18 protein-coding genes and 1 pseudogene are annotated in these 18,838 nt (G+C 62.3%); 4 read left to right on the forward strand and 15 right to left on the reverse strand.

Translation table 11 applies throughout. The features are described 5' to 3' along the window. The 8 genes and pseudogenes from CFB24_RS17265 to CFB24_RS17300 all read right to left on the reverse strand — a co-directional run bounded on the left by CFB24_RS17265 (position 1) and on the right by CFB24_RS17300 (position 6,629). The gene (locus CFB24_RS17265) at positions 1 to 675 is read right to left on the reverse strand and encodes a sulfate transporter family protein (protein WP_088521894.1); all 675 of its coding nucleotides are present in this window, start codon (positions 673 to 675) and stop codon (positions 1 to 3) included. Positions 676 to 742: 67 nt separating this feature from the next. After that, positions 743 to 1,210, reverse strand: coding sequence for a PTS IIA-like nitrogen regulatory protein PtsN (gene ptsN / locus CFB24_RS17270; protein WP_088521895.1), 468 nt, complete (start codon positions 1,208 to 1,210; stop codon positions 743 to 745). 213 nt (positions 1,211 to 1,423) lie between these two features. Continuing rightward, on the reverse strand, positions 1,424 to 2,020 hold the full coding sequence (gene hpf, locus CFB24_RS17275; protein WP_088521896.1) for a ribosome hibernation-promoting factor, HPF/YfiA family: 597 nt from the start codon (positions 2,018 to 2,020) through the stop codon (positions 1,424 to 1,426). Between the two features lie 128 nt (positions 2,021 to 2,148). Next, positions 2,149 to 3,720: an RNA polymerase factor sigma-54 gene (gene rpoN, locus CFB24_RS17280; RefSeq protein WP_088521897.1), complete on the reverse strand. Its 1,572-nt coding sequence runs from the start codon at positions 3,718 to 3,720 to the stop codon at positions 2,149 to 2,151. Positions 3,721 to 3,884: 164 nt separating this feature from the next. After that, positions 3,885 to 4,601 (reverse strand): annotated as a pseudogene (gene lptB, locus CFB24_RS17285) (LPS export ABC transporter ATP-binding protein); the annotation flags it as partial. A 12-nt stretch (positions 4,602 to 4,613) separates the two neighbouring features. Next, positions 4,614 to 5,195 (reverse strand): LptA/OstA family protein, encoded by a 582-nt coding sequence (locus CFB24_RS17290; RefSeq protein ID WP_088521898.1) that lies wholly within the window; start codon positions 5,193 to 5,195, stop codon positions 4,614 to 4,616. Between the two features lie 12 nt (positions 5,196 to 5,207). Next, a complete protein-coding gene (lptC, locus tag CFB24_RS17295) occupies positions 5,208 to 5,915 on the reverse strand; it encodes an LPS export ABC transporter periplasmic protein LptC (protein WP_244593236.1) in 708 nt (235 codons plus the stop codon). Between the two features lie 102 nt (positions 5,916 to 6,017). Continuing rightward, the gene (locus CFB24_RS17300) at positions 6,018 to 6,629 is read right to left on the reverse strand and encodes a ribonuclease D (protein WP_088521900.1); all 612 of its coding nucleotides are present in this window, start codon (positions 6,627 to 6,629) and stop codon (positions 6,018 to 6,020) included. 213 nt (positions 6,630 to 6,842) lie between these two features. Between CFB24_RS17300 and CFB24_RS17305 the strand changes: the two genes are divergently transcribed. Next, on the forward strand, positions 6,843 to 8,054 hold the full coding sequence (locus CFB24_RS17305) for a hypothetical protein (RefSeq protein ID WP_088521901.1): 1,212 nt from the start codon (positions 6,843 to 6,845) through the stop codon (positions 8,052 to 8,054). Between the two features lie 6 nt (positions 8,055 to 8,060). On the opposite strand, the gene arsC is transcribed toward CFB24_RS17305, so the two are convergent. Further along, complete coding sequence (arsC, locus tag CFB24_RS17310) at positions 8,061 to 8,420, reverse strand: arsenate reductase (glutaredoxin) (protein ID WP_088521902.1); 360 nt, start codon at positions 8,418 to 8,420, stop codon at positions 8,061 to 8,063. A 3-nt stretch (positions 8,421 to 8,423) separates the two neighbouring features. Then, positions 8,424 to 10,226 carry an ATP-binding cassette domain-containing protein gene (locus CFB24_RS17315; RefSeq protein ID WP_088521903.1) on the reverse strand — a complete coding sequence of 601 codons (1,803 nt, stop codon included), beginning with the start codon at positions 10,224 to 10,226 and terminating at the stop codon, positions 8,424 to 8,426. A gap of 116 nt (positions 10,227 to 10,342) precedes the next feature. On the opposite strand from CFB24_RS17315, the gene pgi reads away from it, so the two are divergent. Continuing rightward, positions 10,343 to 11,986, forward strand: a complete 1,644-nt coding sequence (gene pgi, locus CFB24_RS17320) for a glucose-6-phosphate isomerase (RefSeq protein ID WP_088521904.1) — start codon at positions 10,343 to 10,345, stop codon at positions 11,984 to 11,986. On the opposite strand, the gene CFB24_RS17325 is transcribed toward pgi, so the two are convergent. From CFB24_RS17325 to CFB24_RS17345, 5 genes are all read right to left on the reverse strand, one after another. Continuing rightward, positions 11,987 to 12,307, reverse strand: a complete 321-nt coding sequence (locus tag CFB24_RS17325; protein WP_088521905.1) for an HPr family phosphocarrier protein — start codon at positions 12,305 to 12,307, stop codon at positions 11,987 to 11,989. Positions 12,308 to 12,311: 4 nt separating this feature from the next. Next, positions 12,312 to 12,713, reverse strand: coding sequence for a PTS sugar transporter subunit IIA (locus CFB24_RS17330; RefSeq protein ID WP_088521906.1), 402 nt, complete (start codon positions 12,711 to 12,713; stop codon positions 12,312 to 12,314). 151 nt (positions 12,714 to 12,864) lie between these two features. After that, positions 12,865 to 13,344: an HPr kinase/phosphorylase gene (locus CFB24_RS17335; RefSeq protein ID WP_244593233.1), complete on the reverse strand. Its 480-nt coding sequence runs from the start codon at positions 13,342 to 13,344 to the stop codon at positions 12,865 to 12,867. Between the two features lie 3 nt (positions 13,345 to 13,347). Continuing rightward, positions 13,348 to 15,120: a stimulus-sensing domain-containing protein gene (locus tag CFB24_RS17340; RefSeq protein WP_088521954.1), complete on the reverse strand. Its 1,773-nt coding sequence runs from the start codon at positions 15,118 to 15,120 to the stop codon at positions 13,348 to 13,350. 55 nt (positions 15,121 to 15,175) lie between these two features. After that, on the reverse strand, positions 15,176 to 15,874 hold the full coding sequence (locus tag CFB24_RS17345) for a response regulator transcription factor (protein WP_088521955.1): 699 nt from the start codon (positions 15,872 to 15,874) through the stop codon (positions 15,176 to 15,178). Between the two features lie 510 nt (positions 15,875 to 16,384). Here CFB24_RS17345 and CFB24_RS17350 point away from each other — a divergent pair. Both CFB24_RS17350 and CFB24_RS17355 read left to right on the forward strand, forming a co-directional pair. Beyond that, positions 16,385 to 18,232, forward strand: coding sequence for a phosphoenolpyruvate carboxykinase (GTP) (locus CFB24_RS17350; protein WP_088521907.1), 1,848 nt, complete (start codon positions 16,385 to 16,387; stop codon positions 18,230 to 18,232). Between the two features lie 268 nt (positions 18,233 to 18,500). After that, positions 18,501 to 18,785 carry a hypothetical protein gene (locus CFB24_RS17355; protein ID WP_088521908.1) on the forward strand — a complete coding sequence of 95 codons (285 nt, stop codon included), beginning with the start codon at positions 18,501 to 18,503 and terminating at the stop codon, positions 18,783 to 18,785. Positions 18,786 to 18,838: the final 53 nt, after the last annotated feature.

Raw genomic sequence — 18,838 nt, forward strand, 5'->3', positions numbered from 1 at the left:
TCAGCGCGTTGGCCGCGCCGCCAGGCGCTTGTGCAGGCGAACCATGAACGCGACGCCGAACAGCGGCGTGACAAGGTTGACGACCGGCGTCGCGACAAACACGGCTAGAATCAATCCGGCCGCATAAATCTTCAGGCTATTGCGCTCGCGCAGGTTTCGCACCTCCGCGACGGGGTGAAACCGCAGCGCGGCGAGTTCGAAATATTCGCGGGAAAACAAATACGCGTTCGCCATGAAGAAAATGACGGCGTTCACGCCCGGCAGCAGCCAAAGCCCGAAGGCGAGCAAATTGACCAGCAGAGAGACCGCCGAGAACTTGACGGCGAGCCAGATCGATTGCATCGCCGGAGCGACGGTCCCCTTCTGCCCGGCGGGATAGATGTTCGTCTCGACATGCTCCGCCAGTTCATCGAGAAAAAACCCGGCCACGAGCATCGACACTGGCGCGATCAGAAAGAGCAAGCCGACGAACAACCCCAGAGCCGTCATCACCTTGACGATGAGCACCAGCCACGGCGCCGAAATCGAACCGGCGGAAATCGACAGGGCGAGGCGATCGAGGATCAGCCAGAGCGCAGCCAGGAATGCGAAGGTCAAGCCCAGCGATTTGAGCAGGACGCTTCGAAACGCCGGCGTGAAGATTTCCTTAAGACTTGTGATGGCGTCATCAAGCATAAAGGCTCCCGACCGGCGCTTTCGGCCCAAGCGGTCAAAGACGATAGTGATTGGACATTGAAAGCGGTCAGGCGGCGTCCGACGCCCGGCCTGAATGCGTCAGCAGCGCATAGAGCGCGGAGGCTTCCCGCGTCGCGCGAATCTTGTTGACGGTCGCGGGATTGCGGAGAACGCGCGCGATGGTCGCGAGCGCCTTCAAATGATCCGCGCCTGCGGATTCCGGAGCGATCAGGCCAAAGATGATATCCACCGGCTGATTATCCAGCGACTCGAAGTCGATTGGCCGCTCCAACCGCGCGAACAGCCCAAAGATGCGGCTGGCGGTCAGCAGTCGTCCGTGGGGGATGGCGATGCCATCGCCGAGCCCCGTGGAGTTCAATTTCTCTCGTTGCAACCAGGCGTCGAAGATCTCTCGAGCAGGCAAGCCGGATATTTCGGCGGCTTTTTCGCTCAACTCCTGCAACGCTTGCTTCTTGCTGTTGACTCGCAAAGCAGGGATGATCGCGTTGGGAACGATGATTTGTTCTAGCGGCATTCGGATCATATTCCGTTACAGCGCCGAATGGGCGATTCTTTGGGCGTCACTCCCATTTCCGCCACTGAATTTTTCAGAGCGGAAACCATGCCCACACCATCAGCATCCTGTCGCAAGCTGTACGCACGACCAGCCAAGCATACTACACGGAAGCGGGATGGTTGGCCATGTGTTCCAAGAACGCAGGGCCAACATCTCCGCATCCGGAAAATGTTACGCGTTCGAGGCGGGTTTCTCGCGGCCCGCGGGATCGATCCACCCGATATTGCCGTCGGATCGACGGTAAATGACGTTCATGCGGCCCGTTGTGGCGTGGCGGAACGCGAGGACCGGCAGGCCCGTAAGGTCCAGCTCCAGCACGGCGGCGGACACCGACAGCACCTGAAGCGCCTTTTCGGATTCCGCGATGATCGCGGGCTTGAATTCGCTCTCCGAGGGTGCCTCCTCGGTTTCGTCAAGCGCGCTGAGCACGGTGTAGCGCACGGGTTCGGCCCCGGCGACTTCGCGCTGCTGCACGCCGCGATCCTTCAGCTTGCGCTTGTACCGGCGCATGCGGCTCTCAATGCGCGCCGCGGTCTGATCGAAGCTCGCGTAAACTTCCTGGGCGCGGCCCTCGGCCTGGATGGTGACGCCCGACGCAAGATGCAGAATGCAATCGGCGCGGTAACCCGATCCTTCGGGCTCGATCGTCACATGCCCCGAAACCGAGCCGTCGAAATATTTCTCGGTGACGCTCTTCAGACGCTCGGAAACATGTGTACGCAGAGCTTCACCGATGTTTATATTTTTTCCAGAGATGCGCAAACCCATGTCACTTTTTCCGATAGAGACGCGTATTGCGTTGCCTAAGATCATCCGTTGCGCGCCGCTCGAAGCGGGCGGGCATTGAACGAGAGGGTTAGAAGCCTAAGGCGGCGAAGTCAATGCCGGATGAGCCGTCATGCGGAACGCGCCGCTTGCGCCTGCTTGTCGCGCCGTCTCTCGACAGAGGACGGGATTTTCAAGCTCTCGCGATATTTGGCGACGGTGCGGCGGGCGATGTCGATGTCGTGCGCCTTCAGCTTTTCGACAATGGCGTCATCGGACAGCACAGCGTTTGGCGGCTCCGCGTCGATCATCTGCTTGATCTTGAAGCGGACGGCTTCGGCGGAATAAGCGTCGCCGCCGCCGTGCGCCGCGATCGAGGCGGTGAAGAAATATTTCAGTTCAAACATGCCGCGCGGCGTCGCCATATATTTGTTCGACGTCACGCGGGAGACGGTCGATTCGTGCAGCCCGACGGCGTCGGCGATATTCTTGAGGTTCAGCGGCCGCAGATATTCCACGCCCTGGGATAGGAAGGCGTCTTGCCGACGCACGATTTCGGTCGAAACCTTGAGAATGGTGCGCGCCCGCTGTTCCAGACTCTTGGTGAGCCAGTTGGCGGTCTGCAGACATTGCGACACAAAGTTCTTGTCGTCGTCGGCCGTATGGGTCCGGGAAACCCGCGCCGCATAGGCATGGTTGACCAGCACCCTCGGCAGAGCCTCCGAATTCAGCTCGATCAGCCAGGACCCGTCCCGCGCGGCTTTGACGATCACGTCGGGCACGACCACGGTGGCCGCCGTCGAGCCGAACGCCCTGCCCGGCTTTGGATCGAGCGATCTGATCTCCGCGAACATGTCGAGGATGTCCTCCTCGTCGACGCCGCAGGCCTTTCGCAGAGCTCCGAGATCGCGCTTGGCGACAAGATGCAGATTGGCGATCATCGCCTGCATCGCCGGATCGTATCGGTCGCGCTCACGAAGCTGCAACGCCAGACATTCCGCGAGATCGCGCGCCGCGATTCCCGTTGGTTCAAGGCTCTGGACCAGCGAGAGCGCGTGCTCGACCATCGCCGCTGGCGCGCCGAGACGCTCGGCGATGTCTTCGACTTTCTCGCGGAGATAGCCCGTCTCATCCAGGGCGTCGATGATCGCCAGGCCGATCATGCGTTGCGTCGCATCTGGCGTGACGATGGCGAGCTGACGCGCCAGATGGTCGGCGAGCGTGGTCTCCTCGGCGATATAGGCTTCGATATTGCCGGCTTCGCCGGAGCCTTCGCCGCCGCCCGTTCCCGACCAGGCGGTTTCCGAGATTCCCAACGAGTCGAGCTTGGCCTGATCCGCCGCCGGCGAGAGTTCCCGGTCCCCGTCGAAGGCGTTCTCGCAATCTGTCCCCAGACTTTCGGTCAGAGCCTGACTGGAAACCGGCAATTGATCGCTGTTCCAATCCGCTTCCTGGGGCTCGCCCGAGGAAAATTCGGAGGCCGCCTCCAGGTTCTGAACTTCCGCCAGAGCGTCAATGCCGGTCGCGGGTTGATCGGGCGTTTCCTCCGCTCGTTCGAGAAGCGGGTTGCGCTCGAGTTCTTCTTCCACAAAAGCGGACAGTTCGACGCTTGAATATTGCAATAGTTTGATCGCCTGCAGGAGTTGCGGCGTCATAACAAGCGATTGGCCCTGCCGAAGCAGCATTTTGGCGGATAAAGCCATTGGAACTCACGAACCTATCGAGAAAACGGCCCGTTTCTTGCTTACACCCTTTTGTGTGGCGCGGCCAAGCAAAAAATGACGGGCGGACCGACGGGAACGATCAGAGTTAACGCCGACAAATCCTTGTTTTTGGGGCGGCGACGCTGCGGCCGCGCCCCAAAGGATCACAGCCTGAAGCCCTCTCCCAGATAGTGGCGACGCACATCCGGGTTAGAGACGATCTCGTCCGGACCGCCTTCGGTCAGAACATGACCGGAATGGATGATATACGCCCGGTCGATCAGGCCCAGCGTCTCCCGAACATTGTGGTCGGTGATGAGAACGCCGATGCCGCGCCCCTTCAAATGATGCACCAGATCCTGAATGTCGCCGACAGCGATCGGGTCGATGCCCGCGAACGGTTCGTCAAGCAGCATGAACGAGGGATTGCTCGCCAAGGCTCTGGCGATTTCGCAGCGCCGGCGCTCGCCGCCGGACAGCGCGATCGACGGCGAATGGCGCAGGCGCTTGATGTCGAACTCCTCGAGCAGCGCTTCCAATTGCTGCGCCCGACGGCCTCGATCCGGCTCGGCGATTTCGAGAACGGCGCGAATATTCTCCTCAACGGTCAGGCCGCGAAAAATCGAAGCCTCCTGAGGCAGATAGCCGATGCCCAGCCGCGCGCGCCGGTACATGGGCAAGCCGGTGACGTCGTGCCCATCCAGTTCGATCATGCCCTTGTCTGGCTTCACCAGACCCGTGATCATGTAAAACACGGTGGTCTTGCCGGCGCCATTCGGGCCGAGCAGCCCGACGGCCTCGCCACGCCTGACGTTGAGGCTGACATCCTCGACGACGCGGCGCGCCTTATAAGCCTTGCCCAGATGGTGGACGTTCAGCATCGCACCCGACCTTTACTGGCCGGCTCGAGAGCTGTTCTGGGCGCCCGGCTGCGGCCCCTTGTCGTTCGGAACAATCCTGCTTTTCACGCGCCCTCTGGACGAAACCACGGCTTGGCCGGTTTGCAAGTCATAGACGAGGTCATCGCCTTTGGTGATGTTTTCGCCTTGGGACAAGGAGACGTTTCCACTCAAGGAGAACTTGTTCTTCGCCTTGTCGTAGATGAGCGAATCGCCCACGCCAACCTGATCCTTGTTGACGATGGTGATGGGGCCGTCGCCCTTCATCCATTTCAGCTGCGAATTGGCGGCGTCTTGTCCCGGCTTCTTGGCGCCGCCGGCCTTGCTGTCGAACAGAATCGTCAGCACCGAGGCGTTCAGACGCGTATCCCCCTGAACGACGACGACATTCCCGGAGTAGACCGCCTTCTGCTCCTTGTCGAAATAGTCCAGCTTGTCCGCCGCGATATTGATCGGCTCCTTGCTGTTCGAACCCGGCAGCAGCGCGCCGCCTTGCGCCGGCGCTTGCGCCCATGCGCCGGTCGTCAGCAGCAGAAAAGCGACTGCGACCCCGAGGCCTTTTCGTGAATGCGTCAAGGTCCGTTTTCCTTAGTTTTGGCGCACGGCGGCGCGGGCTTCCCCGTCGGCCTGCCGAAACGTCGATTGGACATTGCCGACGAAAGAAAGCTGCGCGCCATTATCGCTCATGACAATGGAGTTGGCGCTGATCCACCCGTCGCTGAAAGTCAAAAGAACAGGATCGCTCGAGTTCATCGCGTTATTCTTGAAATTCATCGACGCCTGATTCATGGCGAGCGTATAGGCCCCGCTTGTAATGCGCACATGCCCCGTCAGCAATAAAGTCTGGGCGTTGGAATCATAGGCGCCGTGATCGCCGACGACCCGCGTCTCGCCGTCATCGGTCATGCGAAGCTTGGCGTCGAGCGCGGTCAGGTCCATCCGGCTGGGATCGCGTGGATTCTGGGTGCCAGACCGCGCGGTGACTTCGAACGGCCGGCCATCGCGCCTCACGCCGGTCAATTTGGGATTTTCCATCGTGATCTTGTCGCCGGACAGCCCGAGCCGATCGAGCTGCAAATGTGCGCCCGGCGCGTCCGGCGTATGGAAATACGACAGCGCCACAAGGAGAACCGCGCCGCCGACGGCGGATCCCGTGATCGCGCGCCGGACCAGCCGAACCCGGCTCGAATGGCGCGCGGCGGCCTTGAACGCTTGCTGGCGGCCCGGGAGGGCGCGCGGCAAGCCATCGTCACACTCCTGCGATTGCTGGCCCTGCATGAATTCGCCCTGCGACATGTTCGGCAAAATCCCCTCCGCCCAGCATTTCACCGATAGCACGACCCTTGAAGCGCTGGGCATGAATGCAAGCTGAACGGCGCCGCCATGCCCGGTGTGTCCTCAACTATGAGCGAAAATATCAGTATCGGGCCACCCCATCAAATCAAGCTCGGCGCGCATTGGCAAAAACGCAAAGCATTGTTGCGCAATTTCAACCCGATTTTCACGCGCCAGCATGACGTCCAACTTGTTCCGAAGCGCGTGCAGATGAAGAACATCCGAAGCGGCATAGAGCAACTGCGCCTCGCTCAACTGACTCGCGCCCCAGTCCGAGGACTGCTGCTGCTTCGAGATTTCGATTCCCAGCAGCTCGCGCACGAGATCCTTGAGCCCGTGGCGATCCGTATAGGTTCGCGTCAGCCTGGAGGCGATCTTGGTGCAATAGACGTTCCGGGCCCGCACGCCGAACGTCTTCTGCAGGACGGCAAGGTCGAAACGGCCGAAATGGAAGAGCTTGGTTACATCCTCCGACCTCAGCAGCCGCGTGAGATTGGGCGCCTCGGTCTGACCCTTTTCGATTTGAACCAGATCGGCGGATCCATCCCCGCTCGAAAGCTGAACGAGACAAAGGCGATCGCGATGCGGGTTCAACCCCAGGGTTTCGGTATCGATGGCGACCGAAACGGCCGAGAAACTCTCGGGGAGGTCGCCCTTATGCAAACGGATGGTCATGTGAGATCCCGGACAGAGCGGATGGGCGTAGCACCCCGCCTCCCAACCGGCAAGAGGCTGCGACGCCGGCGCCGGCGGAGCCTCCGCGGACGGCCTGGACCACAAGCAGCAGTTTTGATCGCCTTTTTCCGCAACTGTCTCTCAACGGCCACAGCCGCGCGCGCCGCATTTGGCTAATGTGACGCCAAGATCCTTTCATTTCGTGACGACCTCGTGGCCAAGCCCTTCATCAATGCTGCTGATAAGACGTCGGCCGACGCCGCTCATCTTCTGATGCGGCTCGGCCTGATCCTCGGATTCGTCATCACCCCGATTGTCCTGCTGACGTCCCAGCGGGCGATCTTCATTCTGAGTCCGATCGCCGCCACGCTCATTCTCTCCGCCGGGGCGATGCTGTCGCCGCGCGTCATGCGGATCGCCGCGCCCTTCTCGTTTCTCGCCTCGCCCGTCGGGCTGGGGGCCGTCTTTCTGTCCATCTGGGCCGTCGCCTCCTTGACATGGACGCCGTTTCCTTCGGAGGCCGCGCCGCGTCTGTTCAAGATCGTGTCGACGTTTCTGCTCGTATTGCCCGTGGCGTCCGTGCTCCCCGTGCGCAGCCGGCCCGCCAATTTGTACGTCCTGCCGCTCGGCGTCGCCGCCGCCTCGTTCGGCGCCATCGCGCTGAATTTCGCAACGCCCGCGGCGAAACATGACGTCGCGATGAACGAAACCCTGGCGCGCGCCGTCACCGTCCTGCTGCTGCTGGCGTGGCCCGCCACGCTTGCGGCGATTCTGCGCGGTCGCCCCGCCATGGCGGCGAGCGTCGCCATCGTGGTCGCCGCAGCCGCCGTCGCGGTTCACGCCACGACAGCCAGTTTCGCCGCGCTCGCGGCGGGCGCGGCCTTCCTGGCGGCCAAAGCCGACAAGACCTCAACCGCGTCCTGGATCGGCCGGATCGGCGCCGCCAGCTTCATCGCCGCGCCGTGCCTGCCTTTGCTGCTCGGCCCGTGGATTGGCGATTCCAGCGGCAATCTCGCTTGGTTGAACGCCTGGCGCGACACGATCATGGTCGACGGCGTTCGCCTCCTGACCGGGCATGGTTTCAATTATGTGGCTTCCGGCTCCTCGCAAGGCTACCTCGGCGCGCTGACGCCGAAGACCGTGCTGTTCGAGATTTGGACCGATCTCGGAATCCTCGGCGCATTGGCGGGCGCGGCCTTGTTGGCCTGGGCTTATCAGCTGGCGGGGCGGCAATCGCCTAAGGCGGCGCCCTACTGGATCGGCGCGCTGACCTTCGTGACCGCTTTCGCCGTGTTCGGCGGCGGCGCGTTGCAACTCGGCTGGATCACCGCTCAGGCGCTGGCGCTGGTCGCGCTCATCCTGGCGACGCGGGGAGAATTTCAGACCGCCCGCCCGACCGCGCCGCGTCACCACGTCCCGTCCTGACAGCCGTCAGGGCAGCAGGTCCGCGACGCGTTCCGCCGGGCGGCATAGCGCGACGCCCTTCGACGAGCAGACGATGGGGCGCTCGATCAGAACCGGCTCCCTGGCGATGGCTGCGAAAATCTCGTCGTCGCTCAGCTTCGGATCGTCGAGGCCCAAAGCTGCGTAAGCCGGCGCCTTCTTGCGCAAGATGTCGCGAAGCCAAAGGCCCGAGCGGTCGAGCAGCCCCTCGATCTCGGCGCGCGTCGGCGGCGTCTTGAGATATTCGACGATGCAAGGCTCAATCCCGGCCTCGCGAATCGCCGCCAGCGCCTTGCGGGACGTTCCACACGCCGGATTGTGATAGATGGTGACTTCGAAGGCTGTCATGGATCATCCGTTGATTTCTTCGCGCAAGATTTCCAGTTCCAGCCAGCGATCCTCGGACGCGGCGAGTTCCGCCTCAACCTTGGCGAGAAGCGCGCTCGCGTCGGCGAAGCGCTTGGGATCGCGGCTGTAAAGCTCCTGATCGCGCAGAATCTCGTGCAGCTTCGCCGCCTTTTGCCGCAGAGTTTCGATCTGGGCCGGCAGCGTTTCCAGCGCATGCTTTTCGGCGAAGGACAATTTGCGCTTCGCCTCCGCGGCCGGCTTCGGCTCGGGCCGCCGCGTTTTTTTCGCCGGAGCGTTTTGTGTTGATGCCGCCGCCTCGGGGCCGCGCTGCCGCAGCATGTCCGAATATCCCCCGGCATATTCGACCCAGGCGCCCCCGCCCGCATGGGCGAGCACCGAACCGGCGACGCGGTCGATGAAATCGCGGTCATGGCTCACCAGCAGGAGCGTGCCGGGATAGTCGCCCAGCATTTCCTGCAGGAGATCAAGCGTTTCCAGGTCAAGATCGTTGGTCGGCTCGTCGAGGACCAGGAAATTGGAGGGCTGAGCCAATGCGCGCGCCAGCAGCAGCCGGGCGCGCTCGCCGCCCGAGAGATTCCTGGTCGGCGTGCGCGCCTGTTCCGGCGGGAACAGGAAGTCCTTCATATAGCCGATGACATGCTTGCGCTCGCCATTGATCTCCACCCATTCGGACCCGCCGCCCGTCAGCGTGTCGGCCAGGGTCGCATCCGGATCGAGCGCGGCGCGGCGCTGATCGAGCGTCGCCATCTGCAGATTGGCCCCCAGCCGCACCGAGCCGGAATCCGGCGTCATGGCCCCGGTCAGGAGATTGATCAACGTGGTCTTGCCGGCGCCGTTCGGACCGACGAGAGCGAGGCGGTCGCCGCGCAACAGCCGCAACGACAATCCCTTGACGATGGGGCGCTCGCCGAACGCCTTGGCGATCTTGTCCGCCTCGACCACGAGCTTGCCGGAAACCTGACCTTCCGCCACGGAGATCTTGACGTCGCCAACCGCTTTCTCGGCGGTCCGCTTGGCTTCGCGCAAGGCGCCCAGCTCGCTCATGCGCCGGACGTTGCGCTTGCGCCGGGCGGTGACGCCGTAACGCACCCAATGCTCTTCCGCCGCGATCTTGCGCTCGAGTTTCTGCGCGTCGCGCTCCTCCTGCTCCAGCAGAGCGTCGCGCCAGCTTTCGAACTCGCCGAAGCCGCGATCGAGCCGCTTGGTCGCGCCCCGGTCGAGCCAGACGGTCGTGCGCGAGAGATTTTGCAGAAACCGGCGGTCGTGGCTGATGAGCACCAGAGCGGAGCGCAGGCTGGACAACTCGCCTTCGAGCCATTCGATCGCCGGAAGGTCGAGATGATTGGTCGGCTCATCGAGCAGCAAAATGTCGGGTTCGGGCGCCAAAGCGCGCGCCAGCGCCGCGCGGCGGGCCTCGCCGCCCGAAAGCCGTTCGGGGTTTTCCGATCCGGTCAACCCCAGCGCGTCCAGCAGATAATGGGCGCGATAATCGGCGTCGCTCGGCCCCAGGCCGGCGGCGACATAGGAATAGACGTCAGGAAACCCGGACAGGTCCGGCTCCTGCGGCAGGTAACGCACGGTGGCGTCGGGCTGGAAGAATCGGGCGCCGCGATCGGATTCGATCTCTCCCGCCGCGATTTTCAGCAGCGTCGATTTGCCCGAGCCGTTGCGGCCGACCAGGCACATTCTATCGCCCCGCTCGACCGACAGGTCGGCGGCGCTGATCAGGGGCTTGCCGCCGAGCGTCAGGCCGATGTTTTGAAGCGTGAGAAGAGGAGGAGCCATAGCGCTTAGTTAAGGAAAAGAAAGGCGCTGGCAAGCGAGGAATGAACGCGGAACTCTGTTGTCTTTTCGCTGACGCGCGGTAAGCTCGCCATTCCCTAGCCAATAACGAGGCCGAAATGAATCGCCCGGAAGCCGCCGCCGCCTTGGCCGTCCTTGAGGCGCACCGCCTCGAAATCTCCAAGAAGCGGACTTTGGATCTGTTCGCAGAGGATCCCCGGCGTTTTCAGAATTTCTCGGTGCGGCTTGACGATCTGCTTTATGATTTCTCGAAAAATCGCCTCACGCGAACCACCCTTGGCCACCTGTTCGATCTAGCGCGCGTCTGCCATCTTGAGAAGCGTCGCGACGCGCTGTTTTCCGGGGACAAGGTCAATGTCACCGAGAAGCGCGCCGCCCTGCATATGGCGCTGCGCAATTTTTCGGGCCAGGCGATCCATGTCGATGGCCGCAACGTCATGCCGGACGTTCTCGCCGAGCGCGAAAAATTTCTCGCCTTCGCCGAGGCGATCCGCTCCGGGCGCTTTGTCGGCGCCACCGGCGAGCGCCTCACGGATGTCGTCAATATCGGCATCGGCGGCTCCGACCTTGGTCCGGCCATGGCCGCGCGCGCCCTGTCGCCTTACGCCGCGCCGGGTCTGAACGCCCATTTCGTCTCGAACGTCGACGGCTCCGATCTCGGCGATACGCTGCGGCGGCTCGATCCCGCGCGCACGCTGTTCATTGTTTCATCCAAGACCTTCACCACCCAGGAAACCATCAAGAACGCGGACAGCGCGCGACGCTGGCTGGTGGGCGCGCTGGGCGAAGCGGCAGTGCCGCATCATTTCGCCGCCGTTTCCACCCGGCTCGACAAGGTCGCCGCCTTCGGCATTTTACCCGACCGCGTTTTTGGCTTCTGGGATTGGGTCGGCGGCCGGTATTCCATGTGGTCGGCGATTGGCCTCAGCCTCGCCATCCTGATCGGGGCCGAGCATTTCGAGGAATTTCTGCGCGGCGGGTTCGACGTCGATCAGCATTTCCGCACCGCGCCGCTTTCGGAAAACATCCCCGCGCTGATGGGGCTGATCGGGGTCTGGCACCGCAATATCTGGGGTTATCCGGCGCAAGCGGTCATTCCCTATGACCAGCGTCTCGCGCGATTCCCGGCTTACCTGCAACAGCTGGACATGGAATCCAACGGCAAGAGCGTGCAGCTTGACGGCGAAGCTGTCACCCAGGCGACGGGTCCGATCATTTTCGGCGAACCCGGCACCAACGGGCAGCACGCCTTTTTCCAGCTGCTGCATCAGGGAACCGAGGTGACGCCGGTCGACTTCATCGTCGCGGCCGAGCCGACTGACTCCGACGCCGGGCACCATGTCCTGCTGTTCGCCAATTGCCTTGCGCAAAGCGAAGCCCTGATGCGCGGGCGCTCCGAGGAGGAAGCGCGGCAGATCTTGCAGGCGCAAGGCCTGCCCGGCGCCGAGCTCGACGCCCTGGCGCCGCATAAGGTGTTTTCGGGCGACCGCCCCTCCTCCACATTCCTGTATCGCAAACTGACGCCAAGAACGCTGGGACGGCTCGTGGCTCTCTACGAGCACAAGGTTTTTGTCGAATCGGTGATCTGGAACATCAACCCCTTCGATCAATGGGGCGTCGAATTGGGGAAAGAGCTGTGCAGTCGCCTGGCGCCGCTTGTGTCCGATCAAGCCGCCGATCTGTCGCGCCTCGACGGCTCGACCGCTGGCCTCATCGCGGCGCGGCGAACGCTCGGGAGCTGATTATTCGTCTTCGCCGAACCTGTTGGCGACGAGCGCGGCTATGGCCTCGATCGCCTCTTTCGCCTGGGGTCCACTCGCCGTCACGGTGATCGACGAGCCAATGCCCGCCCCGAGCGTGAGAATGCCCATGATCGACTGACCGCCCACCGTCTCGCCGCACCGGGAAACGGTGATTTCGGCGTCGAATTGTTCGGCGCAGTGGACGAATTTCGCGGTGGCGCGGGCGTGCAAGCCCTTCCGGTTGATAATCGCGAGTTCGCGCGTCAGCGCGCCGTCCGCCACAGCGGATTCGGCGCGAGGATTGGAGTCGGGGTCTCTCACTGCACTACTTTCCACACAAGATCTTGCTGGCGATATAGATATATTTGCGGCCCGCCTCGGCCGCCTGCGTGACGGCTTGATCGAGCGTCGCCTCGCAACGCACGGAAGCCAGCTTGATCAGCATAGGCAGATTGATGCCGGCGACCACCTCGACTTTGGCGCCGTTCATGACGGAAATGGCCAGATTGGACGGCGTGCCGCCGAACATGTCGGTCAGAATCACCACGCCAGCGCCGCTTTCCACGGACTTGACCGCCGCGATAATGTCCCGCCGCCGGGTTTCCATATCGTCTTCGGGGCCGATCGTGATTGTCGCCAATTGCGATTGAGGCCCGCAAACATGTTCCAACGCCGCGCGAAACTCAGTCGCCAGATGGCCATGCGTCACCAGCACCATGCCGATCATTGATGCCAACCGTCCTGTTCCCGTTCAGCCAGAAAAGTGGCGCCGGGCGCCAGACTGCGTTTCTGCCGACAGCGATCTGAAAACCGCCGAAATTTAAGAGCGCCATTTTGGTGCTTGCCGACGACTTGGCAAGCAAAATGAGCGCAAACGATCATTTTGTTGAATGTTTATGCAAAAATGCCATGATTGTGGCGACCGACCGGTACGTGTCGCGCGCTGGCAGGCGCAAATGCGGCACATTTGTCAATCCGTTGAAATCACAAATAAAATCTTTGCGCTCAGGCAAGCGCGGCAGGCCGCCGCCGGCCGGTTGGGTTTCCAGGTCGACGACAAGCCTGAGCACGGCTTTGAGCTCGTGAAGATGCGGCAACAAGCCTAACCCCCGCCATTCCGCCAAACCCGCGATCAAGCGATGCGGGCCGATCACCGCATGGCCATTGCAGACCCGACATTGCACGCGATCATCGCCCACCAGCCGGGCGAACGCGCCCGGCGCGTCCCAGGCTGCGATCAGAGCCAGAGCCAGACTGGACTTTCCAACCCCCGAGGCACCGCGGATGAGGACGCCTGATTCGCCGAGGACCACGGCGCTGGCGTGAAGGAAGATGGGCGTCGTCTCGCTGTTTTCCAAGGCCTATTCGATCACGGCCGGCAGGAACACAGTAAAACGCGCGCCCGTAATGTTCCCGGCGGCGTCGGTCCGATTGCAGGCCTGGATCGTTCCCCCATGCGCTTCGACGATCTGCCGGGATATGGAAAGGCCGAGCCCGGAATTATTGCCAAAACTCTGGTTGGGCCGGTCCGTGTAGAAACGTTCGAAAATACGCTCGAACGCATGCGCGGGAATGCCGGGGCCGTCGTCGTCGACCACGATGTTGTAGCCGCTCATGCGTCTTTGCCCGTCGGAATGCAGCTCCGTGCGGGTGACGCTCACCCTGACGACGCCGCCCTCCGAGGAAAAACTGCGCGCGTTGTCGATCAGATTGTTGAACACCTGGCCAAGACGGGACTCGTGCCCCTCAATGCACACGCGCTCGCAGACGGGCGACACAGAAAGGATGACTTTGACTTTGTCGGCCCGGTCGATCTGGTTGGCGAGCTCGACGATTCCCCGGAGCAACCGGGCGATGCGGATGCGTTCAAGGTCGTCGCGCGCCAGTTCGGCGTCCAGCCGCGAGGCGTCGGAAATATCGGAAATCAAACGATCGAGGCGCTTGACGTCATGTTGGATCACGTCAAGCAGCCGATTGCGCGAGTTTTCCGTCTTGGCGATGGGCAGCGTCTCGACCGCGCTGCGCAGCGAGGTCAACGGATTCTTCAATTCATGCGCGACATCGGCCGCGAAACGCTCAATGGCCTCCATGCGGCTGAGAAGCGCGCTGGTCATGTCGCGCAACGCGCCCGACAGCAGCCCGATCTCGTCGTCGCGCGCGGTGAAATCCGGGATCTGGGCGCGCGAGGTCACGCCCCGGCGCACGCCTTCCGCCGCCGTCACGAGACGGCGAATCGGTTCGGCGATGGCGCCGGCCAACGCCGCCGACAACAGCACCATCACGACGGCGGAAACGAGGAAAATCCGGAAGATGGCCCGGCGCTCGGACGCGATGATCCCATCGATGTCGCCGCCCTGGGTCGAAAGAAGCAGCGCCCCGCGAACGGTGCGAAACCGCTGGATGGGCGTCGCCACGGAGATGACCGTTTCGCCTTGGGTGTTGCGTCGTACGATGGTCTGGGGCTTGCCCTCGAGCGCGTTCGCGACCTCGACGTAGCCCTTGCCGTTCGCGGCGCCAAGGTCCTGGTAAAGCGGCAAGCGCGCGAAATTGAAGCCGCCGCTGAGGAAATCCTGAATGTCCCGCCACCATTGCGGCTTATCGGTCTGGCCCTGCGCGGGCAGGTCGAAGCGCAGGATATTCGATCGCGCGGCGAGCGAACGCGAATCCATCAGCATGTAGCCATCGCGGTCGTAAATGCGCGCGCGCGTCCGGGTCGGCGAAACAAGGCGGCGCAGCAATGGCCCGACCCGATCGGGGTTAATCGAGAACTCGAGAGCGGGCGAGGTTTCGTCGGCGACGCCATAGCTCTGGCCCGGCGCGAGCTTGAGCAGTTTTTCGGGATCAATGGTGATGGCGTCGGCGTCAACGGTCGCCGATGCGGCGATCGCCGCCGCGATGATCTCGCTCTGCGTCTGCAGGCTTTGCACGCGCGCGTCGATCAGGCCCTGGCGGAACTGGTTGAGATAAAGGAATCCCAGCAGCAGCGCGACCAGCCCGCCGAGATTGAGCAGAATGATTCGGCGCGTCAACCGAGAGGAAAAACGAGAGACGACGCCTCGCCACAGCGCCCGAAGCGCAACGGCGCGCCGTTTGGCTCGCGGCCCTGAAGAGATTGCGGTGGCCAGTTTTTTCATACGCAAACCGGCGCCGACGTCCACATCCGTGCTGTCGTCCAAAACCGCTCCCCGATCAGCCTTCTTTAAAACGGTACCCCACCCCGTACAGCGTCTCAATCATTTCGAAGTCATCGTCGGCCTGTTTGAACTTCTTGCGAAGCCGCTTGATGTGGCTGTCGATGGTCCGGTCATCGACATAAACCTGGTCGTCGTAAGCGGCGTCCATCAGGGCGTTGCGGCTCTTGACGACGCCGGGACGCGTCGCCAACGCCTGAAGAATCAAGAATTCCGTGACCGTCAACGTCACCGGTTCGTCCTTCCAGGTGCACGCGTGTCTCTCCGGGTCCATCCTGAGGTGGCCACGTTCCAGAATCTTGGCTTCGGTTTCCTTCTGCGCCGCCGCTTCCTTCGGATTGGCGCGCCGCAGAATCGCCTTGACGCGTTCGACCAGCAACCGCTGCGAGAACGGTTTGCGGATGAAATCGTCGGCGCCCATCTTCAGGCCGAACAATTCGTCGATCTCCTCGTCCTTCGAGGTGAGGAAAATGACGGGGAGGTCGGATTTCTGACGCAGGCGCCGGAGCAATTCCATTCCGTCCATACGCGGCATTTTGATGTCGAAGATCGCCATATCCGGCGGATTGTTCTTCAATCCCTCCAGCGCCGCCATGCCGTCGTTATAGGTCTGCACGCGATAGCCCTCGCCCTCCAGCGCGATGGAGACGGAAGTGAGAATGTTGCGATCGTCGTCGACAAGCGCGATGGTTGGCATGGCAAGCCTCTTTTCATCTCCCCCAACGCCCGGATGAGCGTCGAGCGGAATATATAATGGCGTCGGGTCGAAATTCACGCCGAATTGAGTGAACCCGGTATGAATGCTGATGCGCATCGTCGCGCAGGCGTTCCTCATGCGGTTGACGAGCGCCTGTCGGGCGAAAAATCCGACGGCCGCCTCGCAAAAACGCCATAACCCCAATTTAAGGCGATGACGAGCAAATGAGCAATTCGACGACAATGTTGGTATGCTGTTTTTGCAATTGTCTTTTGTTCGCAGGCGCCGACGGGTGTGCCGGCCGTGGGGCCGTTGCATATGAATTATCCGAAATGATGCAAGAGAGCCTGCTTGACGCATGAGAGCGCGTCATTCACCTCTGACCCAAGGCAGGTTGGCGATCGCTGGCGCTTTGCCGCTGAGCAGATCAATTCGAGGACGCGGCCTTGGATTGGGATGAGGACAGAGCAGCGCTTTTGTAAACGGCTGTATAGGTGGAGTTTCAAAAACATGAACAAGGTTGTTGTAGAGGGAGCGGCGACGTCCAATCCTAGATTATTGGCCTGGGTCGAAGAAGTCGCCCAGCTGTGCAAACCAGCACGTATTCATTGGTGCGACGGTTCGCAAGCCGAATACGACGCCCTTTGTCAGCAAATGGTGGAAGCCGGGACATTTATTCGGCTGAATGAAGCCAAGCGTCCCAACAGCTTCCTTTGCCGCTCCGACCCCGCCGACGTGGCGCGCGTCGAGGACCGCACCTTTATCTGCTGCAAGAGCAAGGGCGACGCAGGTCCGACCAACAATTGGATGGACCCGCGCGAGATGAAGGCGACGCTGACGTCGCTCTACGACGGCTGCATGGCCGGCCGCACGATGTATGTCGTGCCGTTCAGCATGGGGCCGCTCGGCAGCCATATCGCCCAGATCGGCGTCGAGATCACCGACAGCCCCTATGTCGCCGTCAGCATGCGCATCATGACCCGTATGGGCAAGAAGGTGCTCGACGTGCTCGGCGACCGCGCGGATTTCGTTCCCTGCCTGCATTCCGTCGGCAAGCCGCTCGCGGCTGGCGAGAAGGACGTCGCCTGGCCGTGCAACCCGAAGAACATTTATATCGCGCATTTTCCGGAAGAGCGCTCGATCTGGTCCTACGGCTCGGGTTACGGCGGCAACGCCCTGCTCGGCAAGAAGTGCCTGGCGCTGCGCATCGCGTCGGTCATGGCCCGCGACGAGGGCTGGCTGGCCGAGCACATGCTGATCGTCGGCGTGGAGAACCCGCAGGGCGAGAAGACCTATGTCGGCGCCGCCTTCCCCTCCGCCTGCGGCAAGACCAATTTCGCCATGATGCAGCCGCCGGCCGGTTTTGAAGGCTGGAAGGTCTGGACCGTCGGCGACGACATCGCCTGGATCAAGCCCGGTCCCGATGGCAATCTCTACGCCATCAACCCGGAATACGGCCTGTTCGGCGTCGCGCCCGGCACCGGCGCCGCCACCAACGCCAACGCCATCGCCGCCTGCCGCGCCAATTCCATCTTCACCAATGTCGCGCTGACCGACGACGGCGACATCTGGTGGGAAGGCCTGACCGACGAGAAGCCCAAGCATCTCATCGACTGGAAGGGCCGCGACTGGACCCCGGACTCCAAGGAAGCCGCCGCCCATCCCAACGCCCGCTTCACCGCGCCGATGTCGCAGTGCCCGTCGGTCGATCCCAATTGGGAAAACCCCAACGGCGTGCAGATCTCGGCCTTCATCTTCGGCGGCCGCGTCTCCAGGGACATGCCGCTGGTATTCCAGGCCTTCAACTGGTCGCATGGCGTCTATCTCGGCGCGACCATGGGCTCGGAGGCCACCGCCGCCGCCGTCAATCAGGCCGCCATGCGCCGCGACCCGATGGCCATGCTGCCGTTCTGCGGCTACAACATGGCCGATTACTTCAACCATTGGTTGTCGATCGGCCGCAAATTGTCGAACCCGCCGCGCATCTTCCGCGTCAACTGGTTCCGCAAGGACGAGAACGGCAAGTTCATGTGGCCGGGCTTCGGCGAGAACATGCGCGTGCTGAAATGGGTTGTCGATCGCGCCCATGGCCGCGGCTACGGCGTTGAAAGCCCGCTCGGCTTCATGCCGCGCCACGAGGACATCGACTGGAACAAGCTCGATTTCCCGGCGGAGAAATTCTACGAGCTGATGAAGGTCGATCGCGACGCCGGCACGGTGGAAGCGCGCGCGCACGAAGTGCATTTCGAGAAATTCTTCGACCGCTTGCCGAAGGAGTTCATCTACGAGCGCGAATTGCTGAAGTCGCGGTTGTGGCGTTCTCCCGACGTCTGGGCGCTGCCGACCGAACTGCCGTAACCGCTCCGGGGCGACGCCGTCCGCACGGCGCCGCCCCATCGCAGAAGATCAGGCAAAGCCCGGCTCAGGCCGGGCTTTCGCGTTTGAGGATGGGTGGAGCCGGAGGGCGCGGTTCTACTGTGGCGAGAAAGATGAACATTCGTTTAGAGATGGGGCGAGATCGATGGCTTTTGCCTTAGTCCCGCCGAGAGATGGCCCTTAAGACTTTTTAAAACCTCGACTGTTGATATCATCGCAACCGATGATTGAGAGACAGTGAGAAACGATTATGCGTATTGCCGCTTCCAGCGACATCGACAAGGATCAAGCCACCCCGCTTGGGAAAATCAGCGCCGTCTCGGATTGGCTTGGCGCCGGCGATCTCGGCATCAGCGACGCCGCGCGGCTGCGCGCGCTGCATAAATTGATGCGGGCCGCCGAAGACTGCGACGCCGACGCCTTGCTGGACGTCGATTACAGCGAAGAATTTCTGGCTCGCACCGAAAATCCGGCCTCTTTGCCGTTGAAGCGGGTCCGCGCCGCGGCCGTCGCGGTGAAGCTGAAGTCCGCATAGCCCGGCGAGCCGATTTCCGACCCCGAAAACAATCAAGGCCGAGGAAGCGCGTG

This window comes from Rhodoblastus acidophilus (assembly GCF_900187365.1).
GTDB classification, from domain to species: domain Bacteria; phylum Pseudomonadota; class Alphaproteobacteria; order Rhizobiales; family Beijerinckiaceae; genus Rhodoblastus; species Rhodoblastus acidophilus.

Bases quoted from the DNA above. Each gene is read 5' to 3' on its own strand.
- CFB24_RS17265 (WP_088521894.1), bottom strand. From the start codon at position 675: ATGCTTGATGACGCCATCACAAGTCTTAAGGAAATCTTCACGCCGGCG.
- ptsN (WP_088521895.1), bottom strand. From the start codon at position 1,210: ATGCCGCTAGAACAAATCATCGTTCCCAACGCGATCATCCCTGCTTTG.
- hpf (WP_088521896.1), bottom strand. From the start codon at position 2,020: ATGGGTTTGCGCATCTCTGGAAAAAATATAAACATCGGTGAAGCTCTG.
- rpoN (WP_088521897.1), bottom strand. From the start codon at position 3,720: ATGGCTTTATCCGCCAAAATGCTGCTTCGGCAGGGCCAATCGCTTGTT.
- lptC (WP_244593236.1), bottom strand. From the start codon at position 5,915: ATGTCGCAGGGCGAATTCATGCAGGGCCAGCAATCGCAGGAGTGTGAC.
- CFB24_RS17300 (WP_088521900.1), bottom strand. From the start codon at position 6,629: ATGACCATCCGTTTGCATAAGGGCGACCTCCCCGAGAGTTTCTCGGCC.
- arsC (WP_088521902.1), bottom strand. From the start codon at position 8,420: ATGACAGCCTTCGAAGTCACCATCTATCACAATCCGGCGTGTGGAACG.
- CFB24_RS17315 (WP_088521903.1), bottom strand. From the start codon at position 10,226: ATGGCTCCTCCTCTTCTCACGCTTCAAAACATCGGCCTGACGCTCGGC.
- pgi (WP_088521904.1), top strand. From the start codon at position 10,343: ATGAATCGCCCGGAAGCCGCCGCCGCCTTGGCCGTCCTTGAGGCGCAC.
- CFB24_RS17330 (WP_088521906.1), bottom strand. From the start codon at position 12,713: ATGATCGGCATGGTGCTGGTGACGCATGGCCATCTGGCGACTGAGTTT.
- CFB24_RS17340 (WP_088521954.1), bottom strand. From the start codon at position 15,120: ATGAAAAAACTGGCCACCGCAATCTCTTCAGGGCCGCGAGCCAAACGG.
- CFB24_RS17345 (WP_088521955.1), bottom strand. From the start codon at position 15,874: ATGCCAACCATCGCGCTTGTCGACGACGATCGCAACATTCTCACTTCC.
- CFB24_RS17350 (WP_088521907.1), top strand. From the start codon at position 16,385: ATGAACAAGGTTGTTGTAGAGGGAGCGGCGACGTCCAATCCTAGATTA.
- CFB24_RS17355 (WP_088521908.1), top strand. From the start codon at position 18,501: ATGCGTATTGCCGCTTCCAGCGACATCGACAAGGATCAAGCCACCCCG.